The organism is Variovorax sp. 05T418 (assembly GCF_056396385.1).
The window spans coordinates 341,456-364,097 of the sequence record NZ_JBFTLJ010000006.1 but is presented as its reverse complement, the minus strand read 5'-3'; the positions used below and the strand labels follow the sequence as shown (position 1 = coordinate 364,097).

26 protein-coding genes are annotated in these 22,642 nt (G+C 68.9%); 13 read left to right on the top strand and 13 right to left on the bottom strand.

Features of this window, described 5'->3' with window-relative positions; genetic code table 11:
* The 3 genes from AC1DMS_RS15540 to flgL all read left to right on the top strand — a co-directional run.
* A partial coding sequence (locus tag AC1DMS_RS15540) for a methyl-accepting chemotaxis protein (RefSeq protein ID WP_478181330.1) occupies positions 1 to 231 on the top strand: 231 nt, incomplete at its 5' end.
* Between the two features lie 109 nt (positions 232 to 340).
* Positions 341 to 2,299 carry a flagellar hook-associated protein FlgK gene (flgK, locus tag AC1DMS_RS15535; RefSeq protein ID WP_062365643.1) on the top strand — a complete coding sequence of 653 codons (1,959 nt, stop codon included), beginning with the start codon at positions 341 to 343 and terminating at the stop codon, positions 2,297 to 2,299.
* 40 nt (positions 2,300 to 2,339) lie between these two features.
* Positions 2,340 to 3,551 carry a flagellar hook-associated protein FlgL gene (flgL, locus tag AC1DMS_RS15530; RefSeq protein ID WP_062365644.1) on the top strand — a complete coding sequence of 404 codons (1,212 nt, stop codon included), beginning with the start codon at positions 2,340 to 2,342 and terminating at the stop codon, positions 3,549 to 3,551.
* A 19-nt stretch (positions 3,552 to 3,570) separates the two neighbouring features.
* Here the strand turns inward: flgL and fliR are convergent, their stop codons facing one another.
* From fliR to fliF, 13 genes are all read right to left on the bottom strand, one after another.
* Positions 3,571 to 4,365 carry a flagellar biosynthetic protein FliR gene (gene fliR, locus AC1DMS_RS15525; RefSeq protein WP_062365645.1) on the bottom strand — a complete coding sequence of 265 codons (795 nt, stop codon included), beginning with the start codon at positions 4,363 to 4,365 and terminating at the stop codon, positions 3,571 to 3,573.
* A gap of 12 nt (positions 4,366 to 4,377) precedes the next feature.
* The gene (gene fliQ / locus AC1DMS_RS15520; protein WP_478181329.1) at positions 4,378 to 4,647 is read right to left on the bottom strand and encodes a flagellar biosynthesis protein FliQ; all 270 of its coding nucleotides are present in this window, start codon (positions 4,645 to 4,647) and stop codon (positions 4,378 to 4,380) included.
* Positions 4,648 to 4,656: 9 nt separating this feature from the next.
* A complete protein-coding gene (gene fliP, locus AC1DMS_RS15515; protein ID WP_062365646.1) occupies positions 4,657 to 5,418 on the bottom strand; it encodes a flagellar type III secretion system pore protein FliP in 762 nt (253 codons plus the stop codon).
* Positions 5,415 to 5,900 carry a flagellar biosynthetic protein FliO gene (gene fliO, locus AC1DMS_RS15510; protein WP_478181328.1) on the bottom strand — a complete coding sequence of 162 codons (486 nt, stop codon included), beginning with the start codon at positions 5,898 to 5,900 and terminating at the stop codon, positions 5,415 to 5,417. The genes fliP and fliO overlap by 4 nt, the downstream gene beginning before the upstream one ends.
* On the bottom strand, positions 5,897 to 6,364 hold the full coding sequence (gene fliN / locus AC1DMS_RS15505) for a flagellar motor switch protein FliN (protein WP_015866950.1): 468 nt from the start codon (positions 6,362 to 6,364) through the stop codon (positions 5,897 to 5,899). Before fliN ends, fliO begins: the two co-directional genes overlap by 4 nt.
* Entirely contained in the window at positions 6,357 to 7,358 is a 1,002-nt protein-coding gene (gene fliM, locus AC1DMS_RS15500; protein WP_027730285.1) for a flagellar motor switch protein FliM, read from the bottom strand. The genes fliN and fliM overlap by 8 nt, the downstream gene beginning before the upstream one ends.
* A gap of 21 nt (positions 7,359 to 7,379) precedes the next feature.
* Entirely contained in the window at positions 7,380 to 7,877 is a 498-nt protein-coding gene (gene fliL, locus AC1DMS_RS15495) for a flagellar basal body-associated protein FliL (protein WP_015866948.1), read from the bottom strand.
* Positions 7,878 to 7,984: 107 nt separating this feature from the next.
* On the bottom strand, positions 7,985 to 9,343 hold the full coding sequence (locus tag AC1DMS_RS15490; RefSeq protein ID WP_478181327.1) for a flagellar hook-length control protein FliK: 1,359 nt from the start codon (positions 9,341 to 9,343) through the stop codon (positions 7,985 to 7,987).
* Positions 9,344 to 9,348: 5 nt separating this feature from the next.
* Positions 9,349 to 9,804: a flagellar export protein FliJ gene (fliJ, locus tag AC1DMS_RS15485; RefSeq protein ID WP_015866946.1), complete on the bottom strand. Its 456-nt coding sequence runs from the start codon at positions 9,802 to 9,804 to the stop codon at positions 9,349 to 9,351.
* A 26-nt stretch (positions 9,805 to 9,830) separates the two neighbouring features.
* Positions 9,831 to 11,294, bottom strand: a complete 1,464-nt coding sequence (fliI, locus tag AC1DMS_RS15480) for a flagellar protein export ATPase FliI (RefSeq protein WP_370880712.1) — start codon at positions 11,292 to 11,294, stop codon at positions 9,831 to 9,833.
* The gene (gene fliH, locus AC1DMS_RS15475) at positions 11,272 to 11,994 is read right to left on the bottom strand and encodes a flagellar assembly protein FliH (protein ID WP_307595758.1); all 723 of its coding nucleotides are present in this window, start codon (positions 11,992 to 11,994) and stop codon (positions 11,272 to 11,274) included. Before fliH ends, fliI begins: the two co-directional genes overlap by 23 nt.
* Positions 11,981 to 12,976 carry a flagellar motor switch protein FliG gene (fliG, locus tag AC1DMS_RS15470; RefSeq protein WP_015866943.1) on the bottom strand — a complete coding sequence of 332 codons (996 nt, stop codon included), beginning with the start codon at positions 12,974 to 12,976 and terminating at the stop codon, positions 11,981 to 11,983. The genes fliH and fliG overlap by 14 nt, the downstream gene beginning before the upstream one ends.
* The gene (gene fliF / locus AC1DMS_RS15465) at positions 12,973 to 14,655 is read right to left on the bottom strand and encodes a flagellar basal-body MS-ring/collar protein FliF (RefSeq protein ID WP_478181326.1); all 1,683 of its coding nucleotides are present in this window, start codon (positions 14,653 to 14,655) and stop codon (positions 12,973 to 12,975) included. Before fliF ends, fliG begins: the two co-directional genes overlap by 4 nt.
* Positions 14,656 to 14,947: 292 nt before the next feature.
* Here fliF and fliE point away from each other — a divergent pair, with 292 nt between their 5' ends.
* From fliE to motA, 10 genes are all read left to right on the top strand, one after another.
* A complete protein-coding gene (fliE, locus tag AC1DMS_RS15460; protein WP_015866941.1) occupies positions 14,948 to 15,265 on the top strand; it encodes a flagellar hook-basal body complex protein FliE in 318 nt (105 codons plus the stop codon).
* A 166-nt stretch (positions 15,266 to 15,431) separates the two neighbouring features.
* A complete protein-coding gene (locus AC1DMS_RS15455; RefSeq protein WP_369663429.1) occupies positions 15,432 to 16,673 on the top strand; it encodes a FliC/FljB family flagellin in 1,242 nt (413 codons plus the stop codon).
* Between the two features lie 153 nt (positions 16,674 to 16,826).
* Positions 16,827 to 18,275, top strand: a complete 1,449-nt coding sequence (gene fliD, locus AC1DMS_RS15450; protein ID WP_478181325.1) for a flagellar filament capping protein FliD — start codon at positions 16,827 to 16,829, stop codon at positions 18,273 to 18,275.
* A gap of 23 nt (positions 18,276 to 18,298) precedes the next feature.
* Entirely contained in the window at positions 18,299 to 18,721 is a 423-nt protein-coding gene (gene fliS / locus AC1DMS_RS15445; RefSeq protein ID WP_015866938.1) for a flagellar export chaperone FliS, read from the top strand.
* 31 nt (positions 18,722 to 18,752) lie between these two features.
* Entirely contained in the window at positions 18,753 to 19,082 is a 330-nt protein-coding gene (locus AC1DMS_RS15440; protein WP_478181324.1) for a flagellar protein FliT, read from the top strand.
* A gap of 24 nt (positions 19,083 to 19,106) precedes the next feature.
* Positions 19,107 to 20,267, top strand: coding sequence for a flagellar hook-length control protein FliK (fliK, locus tag AC1DMS_RS15435; protein WP_062365656.1), 1,161 nt, complete (start codon positions 19,107 to 19,109; stop codon positions 20,265 to 20,267).
* Positions 20,264 to 20,557 (top strand): EscU/YscU/HrcU family type III secretion system export apparatus switch protein, encoded by a 294-nt coding sequence (locus AC1DMS_RS15430; RefSeq protein WP_015866935.1) that lies wholly within the window; start codon positions 20,264 to 20,266, stop codon positions 20,555 to 20,557. Before fliK ends, AC1DMS_RS15430 begins: the two co-directional genes overlap by 4 nt.
* A gap of 201 nt (positions 20,558 to 20,758) precedes the next feature.
* Positions 20,759 to 21,097: a flagellar transcriptional regulator FlhD gene (gene flhD, locus AC1DMS_RS15425; RefSeq protein WP_026284204.1), complete on the top strand. Its 339-nt coding sequence runs from the start codon at positions 20,759 to 20,761 to the stop codon at positions 21,095 to 21,097.
* A complete protein-coding gene (gene flhC / locus AC1DMS_RS15420) occupies positions 21,094 to 21,702 on the top strand; it encodes a flagellar transcriptional regulator FlhC (protein ID WP_018906380.1) in 609 nt (202 codons plus the stop codon). Before flhD ends, flhC begins: the two co-directional genes overlap by 4 nt.
* Positions 21,703 to 21,765: 63 nt before the next feature.
* Positions 21,766 to 22,626 carry a flagellar motor stator protein MotA gene (gene motA, locus AC1DMS_RS15415; protein ID WP_015866932.1) on the top strand — a complete coding sequence of 287 codons (861 nt, stop codon included), beginning with the start codon at positions 21,766 to 21,768 and terminating at the stop codon, positions 22,624 to 22,626.
* The last annotated feature ends 16 nt before the right edge of the window (positions 22,627 to 22,642 follow it).

The window sequence follows — 22,642 nt, the reverse complement described above, 5'->3', positions numbered from 1 at the left end:
GAGATCGTCGACAGCGTCAAGCGCGTGACCGACATCATGGGCGAGATCACGGCGGCCAGCCAGGAACAGAGCACCGGCATCGAGCAGGTGAACCAGGCGATTGCGCAAATGGACCAGGTGACGCAGCAGAACGCGGCGCTGGTGGAAGAAGCGGCGGCTGCGGCGCAGTCGATGCAGGAGCAGGCCGCGAGCCTGGTCGAGTCGGTCAGCGTGTTCCGGCGCGCCGCCTGAAATGTTCCACCGGGCACTTCATTTTCCGCGCCGCCTGCCGATAGACAGGAAGCAGGCATCGCAAGCGATGCCCGGTGCCAACAAGAAAACGTTTTACAGGTAAAGCCTCATGTCGATGTTCCAAACGGGCCTGTCCGGCCTGAGCGTCGCGCGATCCGCGCTCATGACGACGGCCCACAACACGGCCAACGTGTACACCGCCGGCTACAGCCGGCAGACCGCGCTGGTCTCGTCCAACGGCGGCACGACGACCGGTGCGGGGTTCATCGGGAACGGCGCGCGCGTCACTACGGTGCAGCGCAGCTACGACGGCTATCTCACGGCCCAGCTCAACGGCGCCGAGGCCGCGGGCGCGGCGCTCGCGAGCTACGGATCGCAGATCAACCGCATCGACTCGCTGCTGGCCGACAAGACCGCGGGCCTCACACCGCTGATGCAGAGCTTCTTTGCCAGCGTGCAGGGCGTGGCCAACACGCCGGCCGATCCGGCGGCGCGCCAGCAGCTCATCAGCGCGGCGCAGACGCTGGCCAACAAGTTCCGCGCCACCGACCAGTACCTCACGGACCTGAACGGTTCGGTCAACGACCAGATCGAAGGCAGCACCGGGCAGATCAACACCTATGCCAAGCAGATCGCGAGCCTGAACCAGCAGATCAGCCAGCTCAGCGCCATGGCCGGCGGCCAGCCGCCCAACGACCTGATGGACCAGCGCGACCAGCTGGTGAGCGAGCTCGGCAAGATCGTGGGCGTGAAGGTGCTGGAGCAGGACAGCGGCCAGTACAACGTCTTCATCGGCAACGGCCAGACGCTGGTGCTGGGCGACCGGGCCGCGCAGCTGCAGGCGGTGTCGTCCGCCGCCGATCCCACGCGCAAGGCGGTGGCGCTGGTCGGGCTCACCGGCACGGTGTCCGAACTCAACGACGACGTGATTGCTGGCGGATCGCTGGGCGGCCTGCTGGCCTTCCGCGCCGAGACGCTCACCCCCACGCAGAACGCCGTCGGCCGCCTGGCGATGGCGCTGGGCAGCGAGTTCAACGAGCAGCACAAGCTGGGCGTCGACCTGAACGGCGTGCTGGGCACCGACTTCTTCTCGCAAGCTGCGCCGGGCGTGTTTTCCAATGCGCGCAACGGAGGCGACATGGTGCTTGGCGCCAGCGTGGCCGATACCTCGCAGCTCACGACCAGCGACTATTCGGTGCAGGTGAAGGACGTGGCGGGCACGCTCACCTACAGCGTCACGCGGCTGTCGGACAAGCAGCCGATGGGCGACTTCACCAGCTTTCCCGCCAGCTTCGACGGCGTGAGCCTCTCGCCGGCCAGCGGCACCGCGCAGGCGGGCGATTCCTTCCTGGTGCAGCCGACGCGCACCGGCGCGCGCGACATGGACGTGCTGGTGCGCGACACCGCCAAGGTGGCGGCCGCGTCGCCGCTGGCCACGGGCAAGGCGGTGGGCAACAAGGGCACCGGCGCGCTGAGCCCGGCCGTGGTCGACGCGGCCTACCTGGCCACGCCGCTCGCCGGCACGGTCACGCTCGCCTACGACGCCGCGGCCAACACGCTGTCGGGCTTTCCGGCGACCTCCGCCGTGACGGTGACGCTGGCCGACGGCACATCGACCAGCTATGCCGCCGGCACGGCCGTGCCCTACACCGCGGGCGCTTCCATCCGCTTCGACGGCATCGAGGTCAAGCTCAGCGGCGCGCCCGCCGAGGGCGACACCTTCACCATCGGCAAGAACGCGGGCGGCGTGTCCGACGGCAGCAACGCGCTGCGTCTTGGCGCGCTGCAGCGCAAGACCGCGATGGACGGCGGCACCTCCACCTTCAACGGCGCCTTCGCCAAGCTGGTGAGCGAGGTGGGCAACCGCGCCATGGAAATCCGCGTGGCCTCGGCCACGCAGGAAGGCGTGACGAGCCAGATCCGCGCGAGCCGCGATTCGATCTCGGGCGTGAACCAGGACGAGGAAACCGCCAACCTGCTGATGTACCAGCAGATGTACCAGGCCAATGCCAAGGTGATCCAGACCGCGTCGACCATGTTCGACGCGATCCTGGGCATCCGCGGCTGAGCCGGCCGCATTTTTCCAAAGAAGATCTTCAGGAGCCGCGATGCGCATCAGCACCCAATCCTTCTACGCCCAGAGCATGAGCTCGCTGGGTTCGCAGCAGCAGCAGCTGTTCCGCATCCAGCAGCAGCTCGCTGCGGGCACCAAGTTCCTGACGGCTGCCGACGATCCGGTGGCCGCCGCGCGCGCGCTGGGCGTGAGCCAGTCGATGGCGGAGTCGGCGCAGTACGCCACCAGCCGCAGCCGCGCGATGCTCTCGCTCTCGCAGGAAGAGACCGCGCTGAAGTCGGCCACCTCGATCATGCAGAACATGAAGACGCTCGCGGTGCAGGCGGGCAACGGCACGCTGTCGGATGCCGACCGCGCCTCGCTGGCCACCACGCTGCAGGGCAACCTGGACCAGCTCGTGAACGTGGCCAATGCCGACGACGGCAACGGCCAGTTCCTGTTCGCCGGCTTCAAGAGCGGGAGCCAGCCCTTCGTGGCCGGCGCCGCCGGCGGCATCCAGTACATGGGCGACCAGGGCCAGCGGCTGATGCAGGTCGACGTGTCGCGCCAGATGTCCACCACGGACGACGGGCGCAGCGTGTTCCAGTCGGTGCAGGGCGGCGCGGGCTACGTGAGCTCGGCGGGCGCGGCCAACACCGGCTCCGGCGTCTTCGGCGCCGTGGGCGTGACCGACGCGGGCGCGGCCAACTACGGCAAGGACTTCGTCATCAGCTTCAGCGGCGGCAACTACACGGTGGCCACGCAGGAGACGCCGCCCGTGGTGGCCGCATCGGGCGCCTATGTGCCGGGCGCCGCCATCTCGTTCGGCGGCCTGCAGATCACCATGAGCGGCGCGCCGGCCGATGGCGACACCTTCCAGGTGGCCACCGCGCGCAATGCGGGCACCGACGTGTTCGCCGCCATCGGCGAACTGGTCACCGCGCTCAGGCAGCCGCTCGCCGGCAATGGCGATTCGGCGAAGGCCGACCTGCTCAACGCGCTCAGCACCTTCAATGTCAAGATCACCAACGCGCACGACAACGTGCTCACCGTGATGTCGTCGATCGGCTCGCGCATGAACGAGATCGACGCGCTCGACACCAGCGGTGCCTCGCGCGGCCTGACCGACAAGGCCTACCTCTCGGAACTGGTGGACCTGGACCCGGCCAGCGCCATCTCGGAATTCCTGCAGCGCCAGACCTCGCTCCAGGCCACCCAGCAGACCTTCGCGCGGCTGCACAGCATCGCGCTGTTCAACTACCTGTGAATGGGAAGGGGCGTGCGGCTCAGGGCCGCAGCGCCTGCATCAGCTGCGGCAGCGAAGACAGCGCGGCGGCAAAGCGCGGCTCCAGGAAGGCGCCGAGCTGCGGCATCAGCAGCTGCAGCATGCCGATGCCCGCCAGCAGCGTGAGCGGAAAGCCCACCGCAAAGATGCTGAACTGCGGCGATGCGCGGTTCAGGATGCCCATCGCAAGGTTGAGCGTGAGCAGTGCGGTCACCAGCGGCAGCGCCAGCATCAGCCCGTTGGCAAAGATGCGGCCGCCGCCGGACACCAGCAGCGTCCAGCCCTGCGCCGCCAGCGGTGCATCGGCAATGGGCAGCGTGTGGAAGCTGTCGGCCAGCGCGGCCAGCATCAGCAGGTGGCCGTCCACCGCCAGGAAAAGAAGAATGGCCAGCATGTGCATGAGGCGCGCGACCACCATGGTGGCGCCGCCGGCCATCGGGTCGAAGAAGGACGCGAACGACAGGCCCATCTGCAGGCCGATGTACTCGCCCGCGGCCAGCACGGCCGCGAACACCATGCGCATCGTGAAACCGATCGCGCCGCCGATGAGCACCTGCTGCACGATGATCCACACGCCGCCCGCGGAGACCACCGGCACCGCGGGCATCGGCCCGAGCGTGGGCGCAAGGGCCACCGCCAGCAGCGCGGCAATGGCCACCTTGGTCTGGCGCGCGACGCCGGGCTCGCCGAACACCGGCGCGGTGCTCACCAGCGCCAGCATGCGGACGAAGGGCCACAGGAAGGCCGTCAGCCAGGCGGTCAGCTCCGCCGAGGTGACGGAGAAGATGGCGGGCATGTCGGCGCGCGCTCAGGCGACCAGCTGCGGGATGCTCGAGAACAGCGTGCGGATGTAGTCGAGCATCTGCGCCAGCATCCAGGGGCCGGCCAGCACCAGCACCGCGAACACCGCCAGCAGCTTGGGAATGAAGGACAGCGTGGCTTCGTTGATCTGCGTGGCGGCCTGGAAGATGCTGATGACCAGGCCCACGACCAGCGCCACCAGCAGCATCGGCGCGCCCAGCAGCAGCGAGACGTGGATGGCCTTGCTGCCCAGGGACATGACGGATTCGGGAGTCATTGCGCGCCTCTAAAGATAAAAGCTCTGGGCCAGTGCGCCGATCAGCAGCTGCCAGCCATCGGCCATGACGAACAGCATCAGCTTGAAGGGCAGCGCGATGGAGGCGGGCGGCACCATCATCATGCCCATCGACATCAGCACGCTGGCCACCACCAGGTCGATGATGAGGAACGGAATGAAGATGGTGAAGCCGATCTGGAACGCGGTCTTCAGCTCGCTGATCACGAACGAAGGCAGCAGGATGCGCAGCGGCACTTCTTCCGGGCCCTGCATGTCGGGGATCTTCGCGAGCCTGGCGAACAGGGCCAGGTCGTTCTCGCGCGTCTGCTTCAGCATGAAGGACTTGAAGGGCGCAATGCCTTTCTCGAGCGCCTTCTCGGCCGTGATCTTGTTCTCGGAAAAGGGCTTGTAGGCCTCGTCGTGGACCTTGTCGAACACCGGCGCCATCACGAAGAAGGTCAGGAACAGCGACAGGCCCACCAGGATCTGGTTGGGCGGCGACGACTGCGTGCCGATGGCCGTGCGCAGCAGGCCCAGCACGATGAGGATGCGCGTGAAGCTTGTCATGCTCAGCAGCAGCGCCGGCAGGAAGCTGAGCGAGGTCAGCATCACCAGCGTCTGCACGCTGAGCGACCAGGTCTGGCTGCCGCCCGGCCCGGGCGTGTTGGTGAGGCCGGGCAGGCCCTGAGCCGACGCCGCCGTCGGCAGCGCGAGGGCGAGCAGCATCAGCGCGAAGCCGGCAAGGCTTCGTTGGCGGACGGTGCGCATCATGGATGGGGCCGCTGAAGGCCGAGCGAGTCGCGCAGCTTCTGGGCGAACAGGCCCGCCGCGCCGGCCAGGCGGGCATCAGGCATGGCACTGGCCGGCGGCGCCGCGGGCAGAACCTGTGCCGGCAGCGAATGCAGTGCGTTGACGCGGCCGGCCGCAACGCCCAGCACCAGCCAGGTGCCGCCGACCTCGACCACGACCACGCGCTCGCGCTGGCCGACCATGGTGCTGGAGACCACCTTCACCGATTGGCCGCCGCCCAGGCGCTGCAGGCCGAAGCGGCGCGCGGCCCAGGCGCACAGGAAGATCAGGCCCAGCACCGTGAACATGCCGAAGCCGGCCTGCAGCAGGCTGGAGGCGCCCACGGCCGGCGCGGCGGCCTCCACGGGCGAGGGCACGGTCGGCAGCGCAGCGTGGGCGGCAATGCAGGCCGCGGCCGCGAACGAAGCCGCGGCCTGCCGCAGCCGGCGGGCGAAGAGGCTCATGACCGGCCGAGCTTCTGCATGCGCTCGGAGGGCGTGACGATGTCGGTCAGGCGGATGCCGTACTTCTCGTTGACCACCACCACTTCGCCCTGCGCGATCAGGTAGCCGTTGATCAGCACGTCCAGCGGCTGGCCGGCCAGGCCGTCGAGCTCGACCACCGAGCCCTGCGAAAGTTGCAGCAGGCTCTTGATGGTGATGCGGGTGCGGCCGAGCTCGGCCGTGAGCTGCACCGGCACGTCGAGGATGCGCTCCACGTCCACCGGCGAGCCGGCGCCGGTCGCCATGGCCTGCAGCGGCTGGAACACGCGGCTGCCCGCGGGAGCGGCGGCAGGTGCAGGAGCGGGAGCGATCGCCGGCGGGGCGGCGGGGGCGAAGGCGGGCGCGGGCGCGGAGGCCGCGGTCTGCTCGGCCAGCGCGCTGGCCCAGTCGTCCGCATCGCTGGTGGATGGGGTGTTGTCAGTCATGGTCGTTCTTCGGATCGCTGTCTTGGTGGGAGATCATCTGCAGCACGCGCAGGGCATAGCGTTCGTTCGAAACGCCGTAGCCGCATTCCATGACCGGAATGCCGTCCACGCGCGCGGTGATCGACGTGGGAAGCTCGATGGGCAGCACGTCGCCCACCTGCAGCTTGAGCACCTCGCCGATGGTCGAGGGCAGCGTGATGAATTCGGCGCTGAGCTCCACGTCGGCGCTCTGCATCTGCTGGGACATCTGGCGCACCCAGCGCTTGTCGACCTCGATCTCGTCCTGCACCGGGTTGGACAGCAGGTCGCGGATCGGCTCGATCATCGAATAGGGAATGCACACGTGCAGGAAGCCGCCCACCGGGCCGAACTCGATCTGCAGCGTGGTGTTGATCACCACCTCGTTGGGCGCGACGATGTTGGCGAGCTTGCCGTGCATCTCGGCGCGCACGTAGTCGAAGCTCAGCGGGAACACCGGCTGCCAGGCGTCGGCATAGCACTGCAGCGTGAGGTTCAGCAGCCGCTTGATGATGCGCTGCTCGGTGCGCGTGAAGTCGCGCCCCTCGACGCGCACGTGGTAGCGCCCGTCGCTGCCGAACAGGTTGTCCACCACCAGGAACACCAGCTTCGGATCGAACACGAACAGCGCCGTGCCGCGCAGCGGCTTCATGTGCAGCATGTTGATGTTGGCCGGCACCGGCAGGTGGCGCACGAACTCGCCGTACTGCTGGATGTGCACCGGCCCGACCGAGATGTCGGGGCTGCGCCGCATGAAGTTCAGCAGCGAGCTGCGCAGGTGGCGGGCAAAGCGCTCGTTGATGACCTCGAGCGTGTGCATGCGGCTGCGCACCACGCGGTCGGGCGCACCCAGGTCGTACACCGGCAGGCCGTCCGTGCGGGCGGCGGCGCCATCGCTCTGCTCGGGCGCGCCGCCGGTGACGCCCTGCAGCAGCGCGTCGACCTCGTCCTGGGAGAGCACTTGTTCATAGGCCATGGATCGGCGGTCCGGAAAGGGTTACTGCACCACGAAGGTGTTGAAGGACACGCTGGCGATCTCCTGCGGCGGCAGGCCCGCGCCCAGCGGGCGGCTCAGCTCGACGCGGATCTCCTCGGCCAGGCGGGCCTTGTCGGCGGTCGTCACCAGCGATTCGGGCGGCCGGTTCGACAGCAGCAGCAGCACCCGGCTGCGGATCTCGGGCATGAATTCGACGATGCGCGCCTTGGCCTGTTCGTCATGCACCTTGAGGGCCACGCCCACGTGCAGGAAGCGGCCGCGGCCTTCGGACTGCACGTTGACGGTGAGCGGCTCCAGGGTCACGAAGATCGGCTTCTCCGGCACCGGCGCGGCGGCTGCGGCAGGCTCGGCCGGTGCGCGCTGGCGCAGCAGGAAATAGCCGCCGGCAGCGGCCAGCGCGCCAACCAGCGCGACGATCAGGAGCACGATCCACAGCTTCGATGGACGTGCGGGGGAAGGGGGAACGGGGGCGAGTGCGACAGGAGGACTGGTAGCCATAAGGGTGCTGCGAAGCGAATCGGTTTCGGACTATTCTTTGCCAGGTGGCTGGCAGGCGAAGGGCTGATCAAGCGCGGGAAAAGGCCTCAGATCCCGCGTTCACGATCTCATGCGAAGGTGTCGACGCCGGCACTGGGCCGGCGAAGCGCGGCGGGCGCCGGCATGCTGCGCAGCGGCTCGGTGGTGGCAATGGCTGGCACGCGGCTCGCGCCCGGGTAGTCGGCCTGCCGCTGCGACCCCTGCTGCGGGGGCGGCTGGCCGAAGGCGCCGCCCTGGCCGGCGAAGGGATGCGATTCCGCGCCGACCGAGGCCTGGCCCAGGCTGATGCCGTGGTCGGCAAGGCTGGTGCGCAATTGCGGCAAGGCCACCTCGAGCGCCTTGCGCACGCTCTCGTGGGCCGAGGTGAACATCGCCTGCGCCTGGTTGTCGCCCATGGTGAGCGTGACCTTGAGCGGGCCGAGGCCGGCCGGGTTGAGGTTCAGCTCGGCCACCTGGTAGCCCGCCGCGGTCATGCGCAGCACCTGGTGGCCGATGGCCTTGCCCCAGGCGGCCGAGCCGACGGACGGCTCCACGCTGAGGATGGGCGTGTGCGGCGAAGCCGGCGGCACGTTCGTGCGCGCGGCAGCGGCCGCGGCCGGCGTGAACGGCATCGCGGTGGCCACGCTGGTGGAAGTGGGCGCCGCGTCGGATGCGGCGGCCAGGTCGGCGGTCTTGTCGGCGGAGATCATGGCGGTGGCCGGTGCCGAGTCGGTGTCGGCATCGGCGGAGAGGGAGGCGGTGGAGGCGCCGCGGGGGTCGGTGGCTGCTGCTGCGGAAGCCGCGGCGGTGGTGGCGGCGGCGTCGGGCGCTGCAGCATCGGCAGCCGGGATCGCGGCTGGGGCCGTGCCCGCGGCGGCCGGCGGCGGCACAGCGGCTGCGGCCTGCATGGCGGCGCGTGCCTCCGCCGGCTGCGCGGTGTTCGGGGCCGTGGCCTGCTGCGCACCGTCTGCCGGCTTCGCCTGCGCGGTGCTTTCGCCTTCGGCATCCGCCGCGACGGCCGGCTTGCCTGCCCCAGCGTGCGCGGTATCACCAGCCAGCGTGTCGGCCGGCGCATCGCCCGGCACCACGGCCTGGACGCCATCGGGCACCGAGGCGGCCGTGGACGCACCGGCTGCAAGTGCAGCAGTAGCGGCAGCTGGCGGCGCCACCAGCGGCGCAAAAAAAGACATCGGCAGCAACTCGGCGGGAAGCTCGTCCTTGCGATCGCCGGCGCGCGAGGCCTTTCGGCGGTGCGTGGTTGCCAGTGCGGACGATTCGGCCTCTTCGGGCGCTTGCGCTGCGCCCGCGTTGCGCGAGCGGGCCAGCGCCGCATCGAAGCTGCGGCCGCCGGGCTCCTCGGCGTGGCGGCCGCATGCACCGGCGGCGGTGGAAGAAGCCGCGGAGGCAGCCGCGTTCGGGCTGAAGGAAGGAGCGATGGGAGAAGGCATGTGCGTCAGGGTGTCGGTTGGGAGGCGCGGTCGAAGAACTTGCGTGCCGTGCGTTCGTCGCTGTCGCGCTGCTCGCGCCGCGCGCCGACCACGAGTTCCTGCCGCCGTGCGCGTTCGGCCAGCGCGTCGAAGGAGTTCAGGCGCCGCTTGTGCTGCTGCCATTCGCTGCGGCCATGGTCGAGCCGGCTGGCCGCCTGCGCGGCGATGGCCTGCTGCTGCTGGATGGCGCCGTCGAGCGTGCCGAGGAAGTTGCGGTAGTTGTGCCACTGGGCCGAGGGCAGGCCGTTCTCCATCAGCACCTGCAGCTGGTCGCTGTAGTCCTGGCGGTACTGCAGCAGCAGCTCCAGCTTCTGGTGGGCGCTGACCTGCGCGTTCTGCAGCAGGCCGAGCTGGCGCGCCGCATCGTCGGTCCGTGTGCGGGCGAGGTCGGTGAGCGTGTCGAGCGGAAGCTTGTGCGGCATGGCAACTCCTGTGGAAGGGAAATGGATCAGGCGGATTCGAAGAGGCTGCCCATGCGCTCGATGGACGCGGCGTAGTCGCAGCGCTCGTGCATCGATTGCTGCAGGAAGGCCTCGATGCGCGGATAGAGCGCAATGGCCTGGTCGAGCTGCGGGTCGTGGCCGGCCGCGTAGGCGCCGACGCTGATGAGGTCGCGGTTGCGCTGGTAGCGCGAGAGCGCCTGCTTGAAGCGGCGCACGGTGTCGAACTGCGAGGGCTCGATCAACGCCGTCATCGCGCGGCTGATGGAGGCCTCGATGTCGATCGCCGGGTAGTGGCCGGCCTCGGCCAGCGTGCGCGACAGCACCACGTGGCCGTCGAGGATGGCGCGGGCCGAATCGGCGATCGGGTCCTGCTGGTCGTCCCCTTCGGACAGCACGGTGTAGAAGGCCGTGATCGAGCCGCCGCGGCCGTTGGCGTCGCGCGCGCCGTTGCCGGCGCGCTCCACCAGCGCGGGCAGCTTGGCGAACACCGAAGGCGGGTAGCCCTTGGTGGCGGGCGGCTCGCCCACGGCCAGCGCGATCTCGCGCTGCGCCATCGCATAGCGCGTGAGCGAATCCATGATCAGCAGCACGTCGCGGCCCTGATCGCGGAAGTACTCGGCCAGGCAGGTGGCATAGGCCGCACCTTGCAGCCGCAGCAGCGGCGAGTTGTCGGCCGGCGCGGCCACCACCACCGAGCGCGCCAGGCCTTCCTCGCCCAGCGTGTTCTCGATGAAGTCCTTGACCTCGCGGCCGCGTTCGCCGATGAGGCCGACCACGATCACCTCGGCGCTGGTGTAGCGCGCCATCATGCCCAGCAGCACGCTCTTGCCGACGCCCGAGCCCGCGAACAGGCCCATGCGCTGGCCGCGGCCCACGGTGAGCATGGCGTTGATGGCGCGCACGCCCACGTCGAGCACCGAATCGATCGGCGCACGCGCCAGCGGATTGATCGGCGGCGCGCCCAGCGGCACCCGGCGGCTCACGTCGAGCGGGCCGAGCCCGTCGAGCGGCCGGCCGGCGGCATCGACCACGCGGCCCAGCATGCCTTCGCCCACCGGCAGCCGCTTGGTGTGGGCATCGCCGGAAGCGCCGCCCGCAAACTGCGCAGGACCGGGCCGCGCAAACACGCGCGCACCCGGCAGCAGGCCGGCCACTTCGCTTTGCGGCATCAGGAACAGGCGGTCGCCGGCAAAGCCGACCACCTCGGCCTCGGCATGGCGCTGCGGATAGCCGGGCGGTAGTTCGATCAGGCAGTCGCTGCCGACCGGCAGCTGCAGGCCCACGGCCTCCAGCACCAGGCCGACGGCGCGCGTCAGGCGGCCCGAGGTGGCAATGGGCGCGCACAGGCCGACCTCGCCGCGGGCCTGCGCGAGCGTGCCGAGCCAGGACTTGAGGTGCGGGTTGATGGCGCCGGGCGCGGCGGTGTTTGCGGTGGCTTGCATGGCTTCAGGCTCCGTCGGGTTCGGCATCGCGCGAGAAGGCGCCGGCCACGCGCTTCCAGCGGGATTCCAGGCTGGCATCCATCTCGCCGCTCGCGGAACGCACGCGGCAGCCGCCCCGGGCCAGGGTGTCGTCGGCGCGCAGCTGCCAGCCGGCGGCCTGCAGTTCGCCGCCGAGGCTGTTCTTCACCAGCGCCACGTCTTCGGGATGCAGCAGCAGGCGCGGTTCGCCCTGCAGTGCGGGTTCGGTGTGCAGCAGGTCCTGCACCAGCGCCAGCACCCATTCGGGCTCGACGCGCAGGGTGCGGTGGATCACCTGGCGCGCGACATCGAGCGCAAGCGCCAGGATGGCATCGGCCAGCTCGCTCTCCGCGCTGTGCAGCGCGGCCGGCAGCGAGGCGGCCAGCGCGCGCAATTGCTCGGCATGCGCGCTGGCCGCGGCCAGGCCGGCCGCCAGGCCTTCGGCGCGCCCTTCGGCATGGCCTTCTGCCCAGCCTTCGCGGCGGCCTTCGGCCTCGCCGGTGGCGCGCGCTTCGAGCCGCAGGCGCTCGAGCTCGGCCTCGCGTGCCAGCGCGGCCGGGTCGACGCGCGGCGCTGCGGGCGCCTCGATGCCGGCGCTGCGCGCCGCGAGCGCATCCGCGTCGGCGTCGATTGCACCCATCTCCCAGCGCTGCCAGGCGGACAGGCGCGGGCGCGCGGCGGCGGCAGGAAAGGCGTCAGACGAAATCATCGGTACCAGGCGCGGCTACGACGATCTCGCCGGCATCGGCCAGGCGGCGCACGACCTGCAGGATCGCCTTCTGCTCGGTCTCGACCTGCGACACGCGCACCGGGCCGCGCAGCTCGATGTCCTCGCGCAGCGTCTCGGCGGCGCGCTGCGACATGTTCTTGAGGAATTTCTCGCGCAGCTCGGGCGCCGAGCCCTTGAGCGCGACGATGAGCGAATCGGACTCGATGTCCTTGAGCAGGCGCTGGATGTAGCGGTCCTCCAGGTCGAGCAGGTTCTCGAACACGAACATCTCCTCGACGATGCGCTGGGCCAGCGCCTCGTCGTGGGCGCGCACATGGGCAATGGCCTCTTCCTCCTGCGCGCTGTTCATCAGGTTGACGATCTCGGCCGCGGTGCGCGCGCCGCCCAGGCGGCTGCGCTTGAGGCCTTCGCCCGAGAGCATCTCGGTGAGCACGTCGGTCAGCTCGGCCAGCGCGGCCGGCTGCACGCCGCCGAAGGTGGCCACACGCAGGATCACGTCGTGGCGCAGGCGCTCGGGCAGCCTTTCGAGCACCTCGGAGGCCTTCTTGCGGTCCAGGTGGACCAGCAGCGTGGCCAGGATCTGCGGATGCTCGTCGCGCACCAGCTCCACCACCTCGCCGGCTTCCAGGTCGTTGAGCCGCTCGATGCCGCCGTGCGGCTCGTCGGGCTGCAGGATGTCCTCGAGCAGGTTGCTCGCGCGGTCGTCGCCCAGCGCCTTGCGCAGCACGGCGCGGATGTAGCTGCCCGAGCCCAGGTGCAGCGCGGACAGCTGCTCGGTCTCCATGCGGAACTCGGCCAGCACGGCCGCGAGCTCGTCCTTGGAGACCTGGCTCAGCCGCGCCATGGCCACGCCCAGTGCCTGCACCTCGGTGGCGGGCAGGTGGTGCAGCGTGGCCGCGGCGCGGTCTTCGCCCAACGACATCAGCAAGATTGCGCTCTTCCGGGTGCCTGCGTCGCTCATGAATTCATCCAATGCTTGATCAGCGTGGCGACCAGGCGCGGGTCCTGGTCGGCGGTCTGGTGTGCGTAGTCGAGGTCGGCCTTCTGGCGCTCGATCTCGCGCAGCCGCGCGTTGTTCTGCGCGGCCGTTCCGTCGTCGTCGGCCGCGCCAGGGGCGGCCGGCGCCGCTTCGGGCACCGCGGCGGCGGGCGGCGCGAGGTGCTTGCGCAGCAGCGGCCGCAGCACCGCGAACCAGGCGAACAGCGCGAGGCCGGCCATCAGCAGGTACTGCGCGACGCTCATGGCGAGTCCGAGGTTGGCGGGGTCGCGCCAGAACGGCAGCGCGGGCCCGGCTTCTGCGTCGCCGCCTTCGCGGGCGAAGGCGCTGTTGACCACGTTGAGCGAGTCGCCGCGCTCCTGGCTGAAGCCCATCGCTTCCTTGACCAGGTTGCGGATCTGCTCCACCTCGGCCGGCGTGAGCGCGCGCTGGCCCGGCTTGCCGGCGCTGTCCGCGGTGTCGCGGTGGTTCACCACCACGGCCACCGACAGCCGCCTCACGCCGCCCGCGCCTTGCTGCACATGGCGGATCGAGCGGTCGAGCTCGTAGTTGGTCGTCACGTCCTTGCGCGAGCTGCCCGGCGCCGTGCTGGCTGCCGTGGCGGTTGCCGCGGCCTTCGGCGCAGCTGCCGCGGCGTTCGGCGGCGCGGTGATGGGCGCGCTCGGCGTCTGCGGCGGCTGGTTCGACAGCGCGCCCGGCACGCCGCCCGGCGGCGTGGCGCCTTGCTGCATCGACTCGCTCGACTGCTGGCTGCGGATGGCCGCGGCGCGCGGGTCCTGGTTCGGCTTGTAGCTTTCCTCGGTGCGCTCGACCACGGAAAAGTCGATCTCGGCCGCCACCTGCGCGCGCACGTTGCTCGCGCCCACGAGGGGCTGCAGGATCGCCTCGATGCGGCGGATGTAGCCCTGCTCGATTTCCTGCGCGTACTTGAGCTGGCTCACGTCCAGCCCGCGTGCGCCGGCATTGGCGGCCGACAGCAGGTTGCCGCGCTGGTCGACCACGGTCACGCTCTTGGCGTCCAGGTCGGGCACGCTGCTGGAGACCATGTGCACGATGGCGCTGACCTGGCCCTCGTCGATGCTGCGGCCGCGGTGCAGCGTCAGGATCACCGAGGCCGAGGGCTTCTTCTGGTCGCGCACGAAGAGCGAAGGCTTGGGCAGCGCCAGGTGGATGCGCGCCGATTCCACCGAGCCGATCGATTCGACCGAGCGCGCCAGCTCGCCTTCGAGCCCGCGCTGGTAGTTGACCTGTTCGGCGAAATTGCTGGTGCCGAACTTCTGGTTGTCCATCAGTTCGAAGCCGACCCCGCCGCCCTTGGGCAGGCCCTGCGACGCGAGCTTCAGGCGCACTTCGGGCACCCTGTCGCGCGCCACCAGGATCGCGCCGCCGCCTTCGGCGAACTTGTAGGGCACGTTCATCTGCTGCAGCGACGCGATGATGGCGCCGCCGTCGCGGTCCGTCACGTTGGTGTAGAGCACGCCGTAGTCGGGCGCGCGGCTCCACAGCAGGAACGCCGCGGCGGCCGCGGCAATGGCGGCCGCGCCGACGATCAGCGGCAGCTTCGGCTGGGTGCGCAGGCGCTCGGCAAGGCCGGAGGCGGGCGAGGGCGCCGGGCCGGTGCCCGCGGGGGCCGCCGAACTCATTGCGCAGGCTCCGCCGCGGCCAGGTGCACGGGGCGGCGCGGGATCATGTCGAGGGGCTGGAGGCTTCGATGTTCTGGGGTCATGCCGAGGGGGCCGTGGTGTCGTCAGCGAGCTATGGGTTCGGCGTTGATTCTCAGCAGCCGGGCCATATTCGATTGGTCGAACAACTGCGGGTTTTGCCGTCAGTTGGGCGCATGTCGCCGGGGCTTCGCCTGCTACGCTGAAAACACGCGGGAAGGCCCTGGGCCTCCCTCTTCATATCCAGGTCCAACCCATCCAGAGAGAGCTCTCCATGTCGATCACCGCCATCGAATCCGTCCTGCAGCAGATGCGCGCCACCGCGCTCCAGAGCGGCATTGCGCAACCCGCCGCCGAGGCGGCCCAGCCCGGAGGCTTTGCGGCCGAGCTGCGCCGCTCGCTCGACAGCATCAGCACCGCGCAGACCAAGGCCTACGGCCAGGCCGAGGACTTCGAAATGGGCAAGCCCGGCGTGGCGCTGAACGACGTGATGGTCGACCTGCAGAAGGCCAACGTCGCTTTCCAGACCGGGCTGCAGGTGCGCAACCGGCTGGTGGCGGCCTACCAGGAAGTGATGAACCTGCCCGCCTGAGCGCCGAGGTTGTGGGGCGCGCATCTTTTTTTGCGCCGGACTCTAAATGTTTGAAAAGCCCTGCCGATAACTAAACCAACGATGGCTTGAGTCTCACAGTGGGAGCGGGTCCAGCGTTGCGGCCTGAGGGCCGGAGTCCACAACCTTTGTCTATCAGGAGTCGAACATGGCGCAAGTCATCAACACCAACAGCCTTTCCCTGCTCACGCAGAACAACCTCAACGCGTCGCAGTCGTCGTTGAACACGGCGATCCAGCGCCTGTCCTCCGGCCTGCGCATCAACAGCGCCAAGGACGATGCCGCCGGCCAGGCCATTGCGAACCGCTTCACGGCCAACATCCGCGGCCTGACGCAAGCCTCGCGCAATGCCAACGACGGCATCTCGCTGGCGCAGACGACGGAAGGCGCGCTCAAGGAAGTGAACAACAACCTGCAGCGCGTTCGCGAACTGTCGGTGCAAGCCGCCAACGGCAGCAACTCGGGCAGCGACCTGCAATCCATCCAGGACGAAATCAAGCTGCGCCTCGGTGAAATCGACCGCGTGTCCAAGCAGACCGACTTCAACGGCGTGAAGGTCCTGTCGTCGTCGGCCAAGCCGCTGACCGTGCAGGTCGGCGCCAACGACGGCGAGACCATCGACATCGACCTGAAGGAAATCAGCTCGAAGACGCTCGGCATGCAAGGCTTCAACGTCAACGGCCCGCAAGCCAAGACCGGCGCGAGCTTCGACGGCACCGCCACGATGGTCGGCACCTCGGCCGACGTGGACGCCGCCGCCGCACAGAAGGTGTACGGCGCAACGACCAACGTCACGACCTCCGCTGTGACCGAAAAGACCGGCGGCACGCTGGCAACCAGCCTGGGCGTGGCTGCCGGTAGCGTGACCTTCGGTGCCAACGCACTGAGCGACAAGGCTGGCAACTGGTACGCGGAAGTCACCATCACGCCTGCCAGCGCCGCGGAAGCGATGGCCCTGAACAACGAAGGATTCACCGACGCAGCAAACGGCGTGGCCCAACGCTTCTACGTCGCGCTGGACCCGCAAGCCGCCGACACGACCACGACCGCTGGCACGGCCGCCTTCGCGCTCGACACCTCGAAGGTCTCGGTCGCCAGCCTGCAGACCGGCTCGACCGCCAACCCGCTCGAAGCCATCGACGCAGCGCTCAAGCAAGTCGACGACCTGCGCAGCTCGCTGGGTGCGGTGCAGAACCGTTTCGACTCGGTGATCTCCAACCTGGGCACCGCCATCACCAACCTGTCGTCCTCGCGCTCGCGCATCGAAGACGCCGACTACGCAACCGAAGTGTCGAACATGACCCGTGCGCAGATCCTGCAGCAAGCCGGTACCTCGGTGCTGGCCCAGGCGAACCAGACCACGCAAGGCGTGCTGTCGCTCCTGCGCTGATCTGAAAAGGCATTGCGCAGGCCGCCGGGCGAAAGCCCGACTCCGCCTGCGCTGTTCCCTGCGGCCTGGTTCCGGCCAGGCCGCAGACGACAGCGAAAGCAATCCTGACAGCCGCCGCCGCCTTCTCATTCACAGACATCAGGAAATTTCAACATGGCATCGATCAGCAGCCTGGGCGTGGGCTCCAACCTCGACCTGAGCACCTTGCTCTCGCAGCTGCAGACGGCGGAGAGCCAGCCGCTGGTGGCGCTGCAGCAGCGCCAGGTGAGCTACACGAGCAAGCTCTCGGCCTACGGCACGCTGCAAAGCTCGCTGGGCACGCTGCAGGCCGCGGCCAAGAAGCTCTCGGACCCGGCGCTGTTCCAGGGCGTGAAGGCCGTCTCCAGCGCAACCGACGTGCTGAGCGCGGCAGCGGCAGGCACGGCCGCGGCCGGCACCTATGCCATCGACGTGACGCAGCTCGCGCAGCCGCAGTCGCTGGTGGCGGCGGGCCAGGCGAGCACCACCGCCGCCATCGGCAGCGGAACCATCACCATCGATTTCGGCGCCATCACGGGCGGCACGCTCGATGCGGCCACCGGCACCTACAGCGGCTCCGGCTTCACCAAGGACGCCACCCGCACCGCCGTGCCGATCACCATCGACAGCAGCAACAACACGCTCGCGGGCATCCGCGACGCCATCAACGCCGCCAAGGCCGGTGTCTCGGCCAGCATCGTGAACGACGGCAGCGGCACGCCCAACCGGCTGGTGCTGACCTCCTCGCAGACCGGCGAGGCCTCGAGCATGCGCGTCTCGGTGGCGGGCGATGCAGCGCTGCAGAACCTGCTGAACAACGATCCCGCGGGCACGCAGAACCTGCGGCAGACGGTGGCAGGGCAGAACGCCAAGCTCAGCGTCAACGGCATTGCCGTGACCAGCGCGAGCAACACCGTCAAGGAAGCCATCCAGGGCACCACGCTGACGCTGCTCAAGACCGGCAGCAGCAGCCTCTCGACCCAGGCCGACACGGCCGCGGTGGAGACGGCCATCAACGATTTCGTCAAGGCCTACAACAGCCTGCAGGCCACCGCCAACACGCTGACCGCCTACAACCAGGACTCCAAGACCGGCGCCGCGCTCGTCGGCGATTCGACGCTGCGCAACCTGCAGACGCGCATCCGGCAGGCGCTCACCACGCCGCAGGCCGGCGGCCCCGACGACATGAAGGTGCTGTCCGAGATCGGCGTCGCCTTCCAGAAGGACGGCACCATGGCGGTCGATTCGACCAAGCTCAAGTCGGCCCTGGCCGGCAACCTGGCGGGCGTCTCGGGGCTGTTCGCGAGCGCCACCGGCAGCACCGCCGGCTACGGCAAGCAGCTGAGCGCGCTGGTGGACGACCTCACCTCCACCGGCGGCGCGCTCAAGGTCGCGTCCGATGGCATGACCGCCTCGCTCAAGCAGCTCGACGAGCAGTACGCCGACATGAAGACGCGAGTGGACGCCAAGGTGGAGCGCTATCGCACGCAGTTCACCCAGCTCGACCTGCTCATGAGCCAGATGAACCGGACCAGCAGCTATCTCACACAGCAATTCGCGAGCATGCAAAGCAGCAGCAAGTAGCCATTCCAGCGGAGCAAGCAGTCATGTACACCCCCCACACCTTCAGGACCGGCGCCAGCGCGTATGCGCACGTCGGCATGGAGACGCGCACCATGAGCGCGTCGCCGCACCAGCTCATCGTCATGCTGTTCGACGGCGTCGTCACCAGCATCGGCATGGCCCGCCACCACATGGCCACCGGCGACATGGCCGCCAAGGGCAACGCGATCTCCAAGGCCGTGAGCATCGTCGACAACGGCCTGAAGGCCGCCCTCGATGCCAAGGCCGCGGGCGCGGCCGGCGCCGAGCTGGTGGGCAATCTCTCGGCGCTGTACGACTACGTCATTCGCCGGCTGCTCTATGCCAACCTGCACAACGAGCCCAAGGCACTCGACGAGGCCGAGGCATTGCTCGAGAACGTCGCGTCCGCATGGCGCGAGATCGGCGGCGCCAGTGCCGGCAATTGATTCCAACCCCACCGCATTGGAAGCGCAGGCCGTGCCAGTCCGCCACGAAGTCGTCCACTGCTATGGCGAGCTCGCCTCGGCCATGTCGCTCATGGCTTCGCTGGCCCGCGCGAGGGAATGGGACCGGCTGCCCGAGCTCGAAGCCAGCTGTGCGCAGCTGGTCGACCGGCTCAAGGCCGTGGGCGCGGTGTCGCTCGATGCCGCGCAGCTGGAACAGGTGCGCGGACTGATCGCGCGCATCCACGCCGACCAGGACGAGGTGTGCGCGCTGGTCAAGCCGCAGCTGGAGCGCCTGGTGGCCAAGATGGCCCAGCTGCAGAACCGCAGCGATCTTGGCAAGGCCTACGGCCTGCCGCACTGATCGCCGGACGCTGCACCCGAAGCCATGAACAGACCGATCGGACCTGCCGTCGATGCGCTGCTTGCCTCGAAGCTTTCTTCGGCGCGGCCGGACCTCGCCGTGCTGCAGACCGAGGTCGGCACCAGCATGCCGGTCGGGCCGATGGCCGAGATCCAGAAGGTCAAGAACGATGTCCGGCTGCCGTCCCATGCGCCGCTCGAAACGCGCCTTGACACTGGCGCCGCGCCCGCACTGCCGCGCGCCGATGCGCCGCCCTCGATCGACACGCGGTGGTCGGCGGCGGCACGCGTCATCGGCGCCGTGCTGGCGGACCTGCATGCCGAACCGGAGCCGGTGCGCGGTGCGGCGCCGCTGTGGGCGTCGCCGCAGGAAGCTCCGTCCGGCGCCGTGCTCGCGGCCGCGCTGGGACGATCGGTGAGCGGCAGCGGGCTGTTCTACGAATCGCACCTGCTCGAATTCGCCACGGGGCTGCGCACGCTGTCGCAGCTGGCCGAGGAGCCGCAGGTTCGGTTGACGCAGCCGCTGCCGATGCTTCAGCAGCCGGCCGGGCCTGGCACCTCTCGGGCGCAGCCGACGGCGATGGCCCAACCCGCTGTGGCCCAGCCCGCTGGCGCCGCGCCGGCCGCCCAGATCCACCAGGCCGCGGTTGCCTCGGCCAGCCACATGGCCGCGATCGCCGCGATGGCCGCGCCGTCCGGCGAGGAGCGCATGGCCAGCCTGGGCGTCGGCGAAACCGATGCGGCCAATGCGCCGGCGCGCGCGCCAGCGCCGGCCGCGGCCGATCTGATCCATCCGCAGACCGCCGCGCTGGTGCACCAGCAGCTCGACCTGCTGGCCACCGCCGTGTTCCGCTGGAGCGGCCAGGCCTGGCCGGATGTGCCGATGGCGTGGTCGATCCACGAGGAAACCGGGCAGCCCGGCGATGCGCCGGAAGGCCGCGGCGACGGCGGCGGCACGCCTACGCGCCGCTGGACGACCACGGTGTCGCTCACGCTGCCGAATCTGGGGGCAGTGGACCTTCGCCTGAGCCTTGCGGGCGAAATGGTCCAGGCGCACCTGGCCGCACGCGAGGCCGCGACGCTGGCCCGCCTGCGCAGCGACGGCGGCGAACTGGCACCGCGCCTCGCGGCCGCGGGCCTGCGGCTGCAGGACCTGCAGATCACCGCCATGGAGCGCACCGCATGACGACCCCGGCACAACCGCGCCAGAGCGCCGTGGCGCTGTCCCATGCCGACACCGCGAAGGCGCCGGTGGTCGTGGCCAAGGGCTATGGCGTGACGGCGGAATCGATCCTGCGGCAGGCGCGCGAGAACGGTGTCTACGTGCACGCCTCGCCGGACCTGATCCGGTTGCTGATGCAGGTGGACCTCGATCGGCAGATTCCGCCGCAGCTCTATCTGGCGGTGGCCGAGGTCATGGCATGGATCCACGGAATCGAGAACGGCAGGGGCCAGGCGGCAGGGCGATTCGATTAATGCTTTGTCATTAGATTCACATCTTTTTTGAGAACTGGTCGCAGCGACGGAAGCCCCGTCGTGCTATTGCAACAAAAGCTTACATGTACTTGTAGCCCTGTTTACAGTTTGAGTAGTGCAGAAGGTTACAAGTGTTAAATATTGTGAATAATCCAATCAGGACATGACTGAACGGAGTGCATTTTGGAAACGGATAACGTGATGAGCGTAGCCAACGGCGAAATCTCCCGGGAAATCGGCGACATCAATCTCGCCTACATGCTGCTGGCGCAGAAACTGGTCAAGCAGGACCGCGTGGCGGCGATGTTTAGGCTCGGCGTGAGCAGCGAACTGGCCGACATGCTGGCCGGCATGTCGCTGGCGCAGATCGTCAAGCTGGCGGCGTCGAACTTCCTGCTGTGCAGTTTCAGGCTCGACGAACACGCCTCGATGTCGGCGGTGGTTGGCGAAGGTAAGGACACGATGCTGCAACAAGCACACATGTCGATCCTGATGTCGGCACGGAGCCTGCAGACCCGAAAAGCAGCGGTGCCGGCATGACGCGCAAGAGCGTGCTGGGCGAGGTGCGGGAAGTGCAGCTCGCGATCCAGCTGATCCAGCTGGGCGCCCGCCTGCAGTTCCTGGAGTCGGAGGTGGGCCTGAGCCGCGAGCGCCTGATCCGCCTCTACAAGGAAATCAAGGGAGTTTCACCGCCCAAGGGATTGCTTCCATTTTCAACCGATTGGTATATGACGTGGCTGGCGAATATCCATTCGTCAATGTTTTACAACATGTATCAATTCATGAAAATTCATTCGGACGAAGAAAAAGTCTGGATATTGATTAAAAGCTACAAGCTTTATTTGCAGCAAATTGCAGCCCAGGACAGCGAGCCAATTCTGGATTTCACGCGCGCCTACACGATGGTGCGCTTTTTCGACAGCGACATGCTGCAGCTGAGCACCTGCTGCCGCTGTTCGGGCCAGTTCGTCGCGCATGCGCACGACCACAAGAGCGGCTACGTGTGCGTGCTCTGCAGGCCGCCGTCGCGCGCGGGCAAGGCGCGCGGCGCCAAGCGCGGCGCCGATGGCGAGGCCGGCGCGCTCGGCATCGAAGGCATGGGTTTTGGCGTGGAGGCGGCGCCGGGCGGCGCGGGCCTCCACTGACACGGACCCTGCCCGCCGGGCAGGGCTTTTGAATCGACGCCTCAAGGGCAATAGGGGAAGCGCGTGCTCCTTCTGGTTGGGTATCTGGTGGTGGTTGGCGCCGTCTTCGGCGGCTATGCGCTCATGGGCGGGCACTTCGGCGTGCTGTTCCAGCCGGTCGAGCTGCTGATGATCGGCGGCGCCGCGCTGGGCGCCTTCCTGGCCGGCAACAACGGCAAGACGATCAAGGCCACGCTCAAGGAGCTGCCGCTGCTCTTGCGCTCGTCCAAGCACAACCGGCAGCTCTACCTGGACCTGCTCGCGCTGCTCTACGAGCTGCTGGCCAAGGCGCGCAAGGAAGGGATGATGAAGCTGGAGTCCGACGTGGAGGACCCGGCGCAAAGCGAGATCTTCCGCCGCTACCCCGAGATCCTGGCCGATGCCGGCGTGATGGAGTTCCTGTGCGACTACCTGCGCCTGGTCATCAGCGGCAACACCGATGCGTTCGAGATCGAGGCGCTCATGGACCACGAGATCGAGACCATCAAGCACGAGGCCGAGATGCCCGTGCACAGCCTCTCGCGCGTGAGCGATGCGCTGCCCGCGCTGGGCATCGTCGCGGCCGTGATGGGCGTGGTGCATGCGCTGGGCTCGGCCGATTTGCCGCCCTCGGAAATGGGCGCGCTCATCGCGCACGCCATGGTGGGCACCTTCCTTGGCGTGCTGCTGGCCTACGGCTTTGTCTCGCCACTGGCTTCGCTGATCGACCAGAAGGTGTCCGAGGGCATGAAGCTGTACCAGTGCACCAAGGTCACGCTGCTTGCGAGCCTCAACGGCTATGCGCCGCAGCTGGCGGTGGAGTTCGGCCGCAAGGTGCTGTTCTCGACCGAGCGGCCCAGCTTCACCGAGCTGGACAGCCACGTGCGCGAAGTCAAGGCGCGCTGAGCGGCGCGGCGCATCG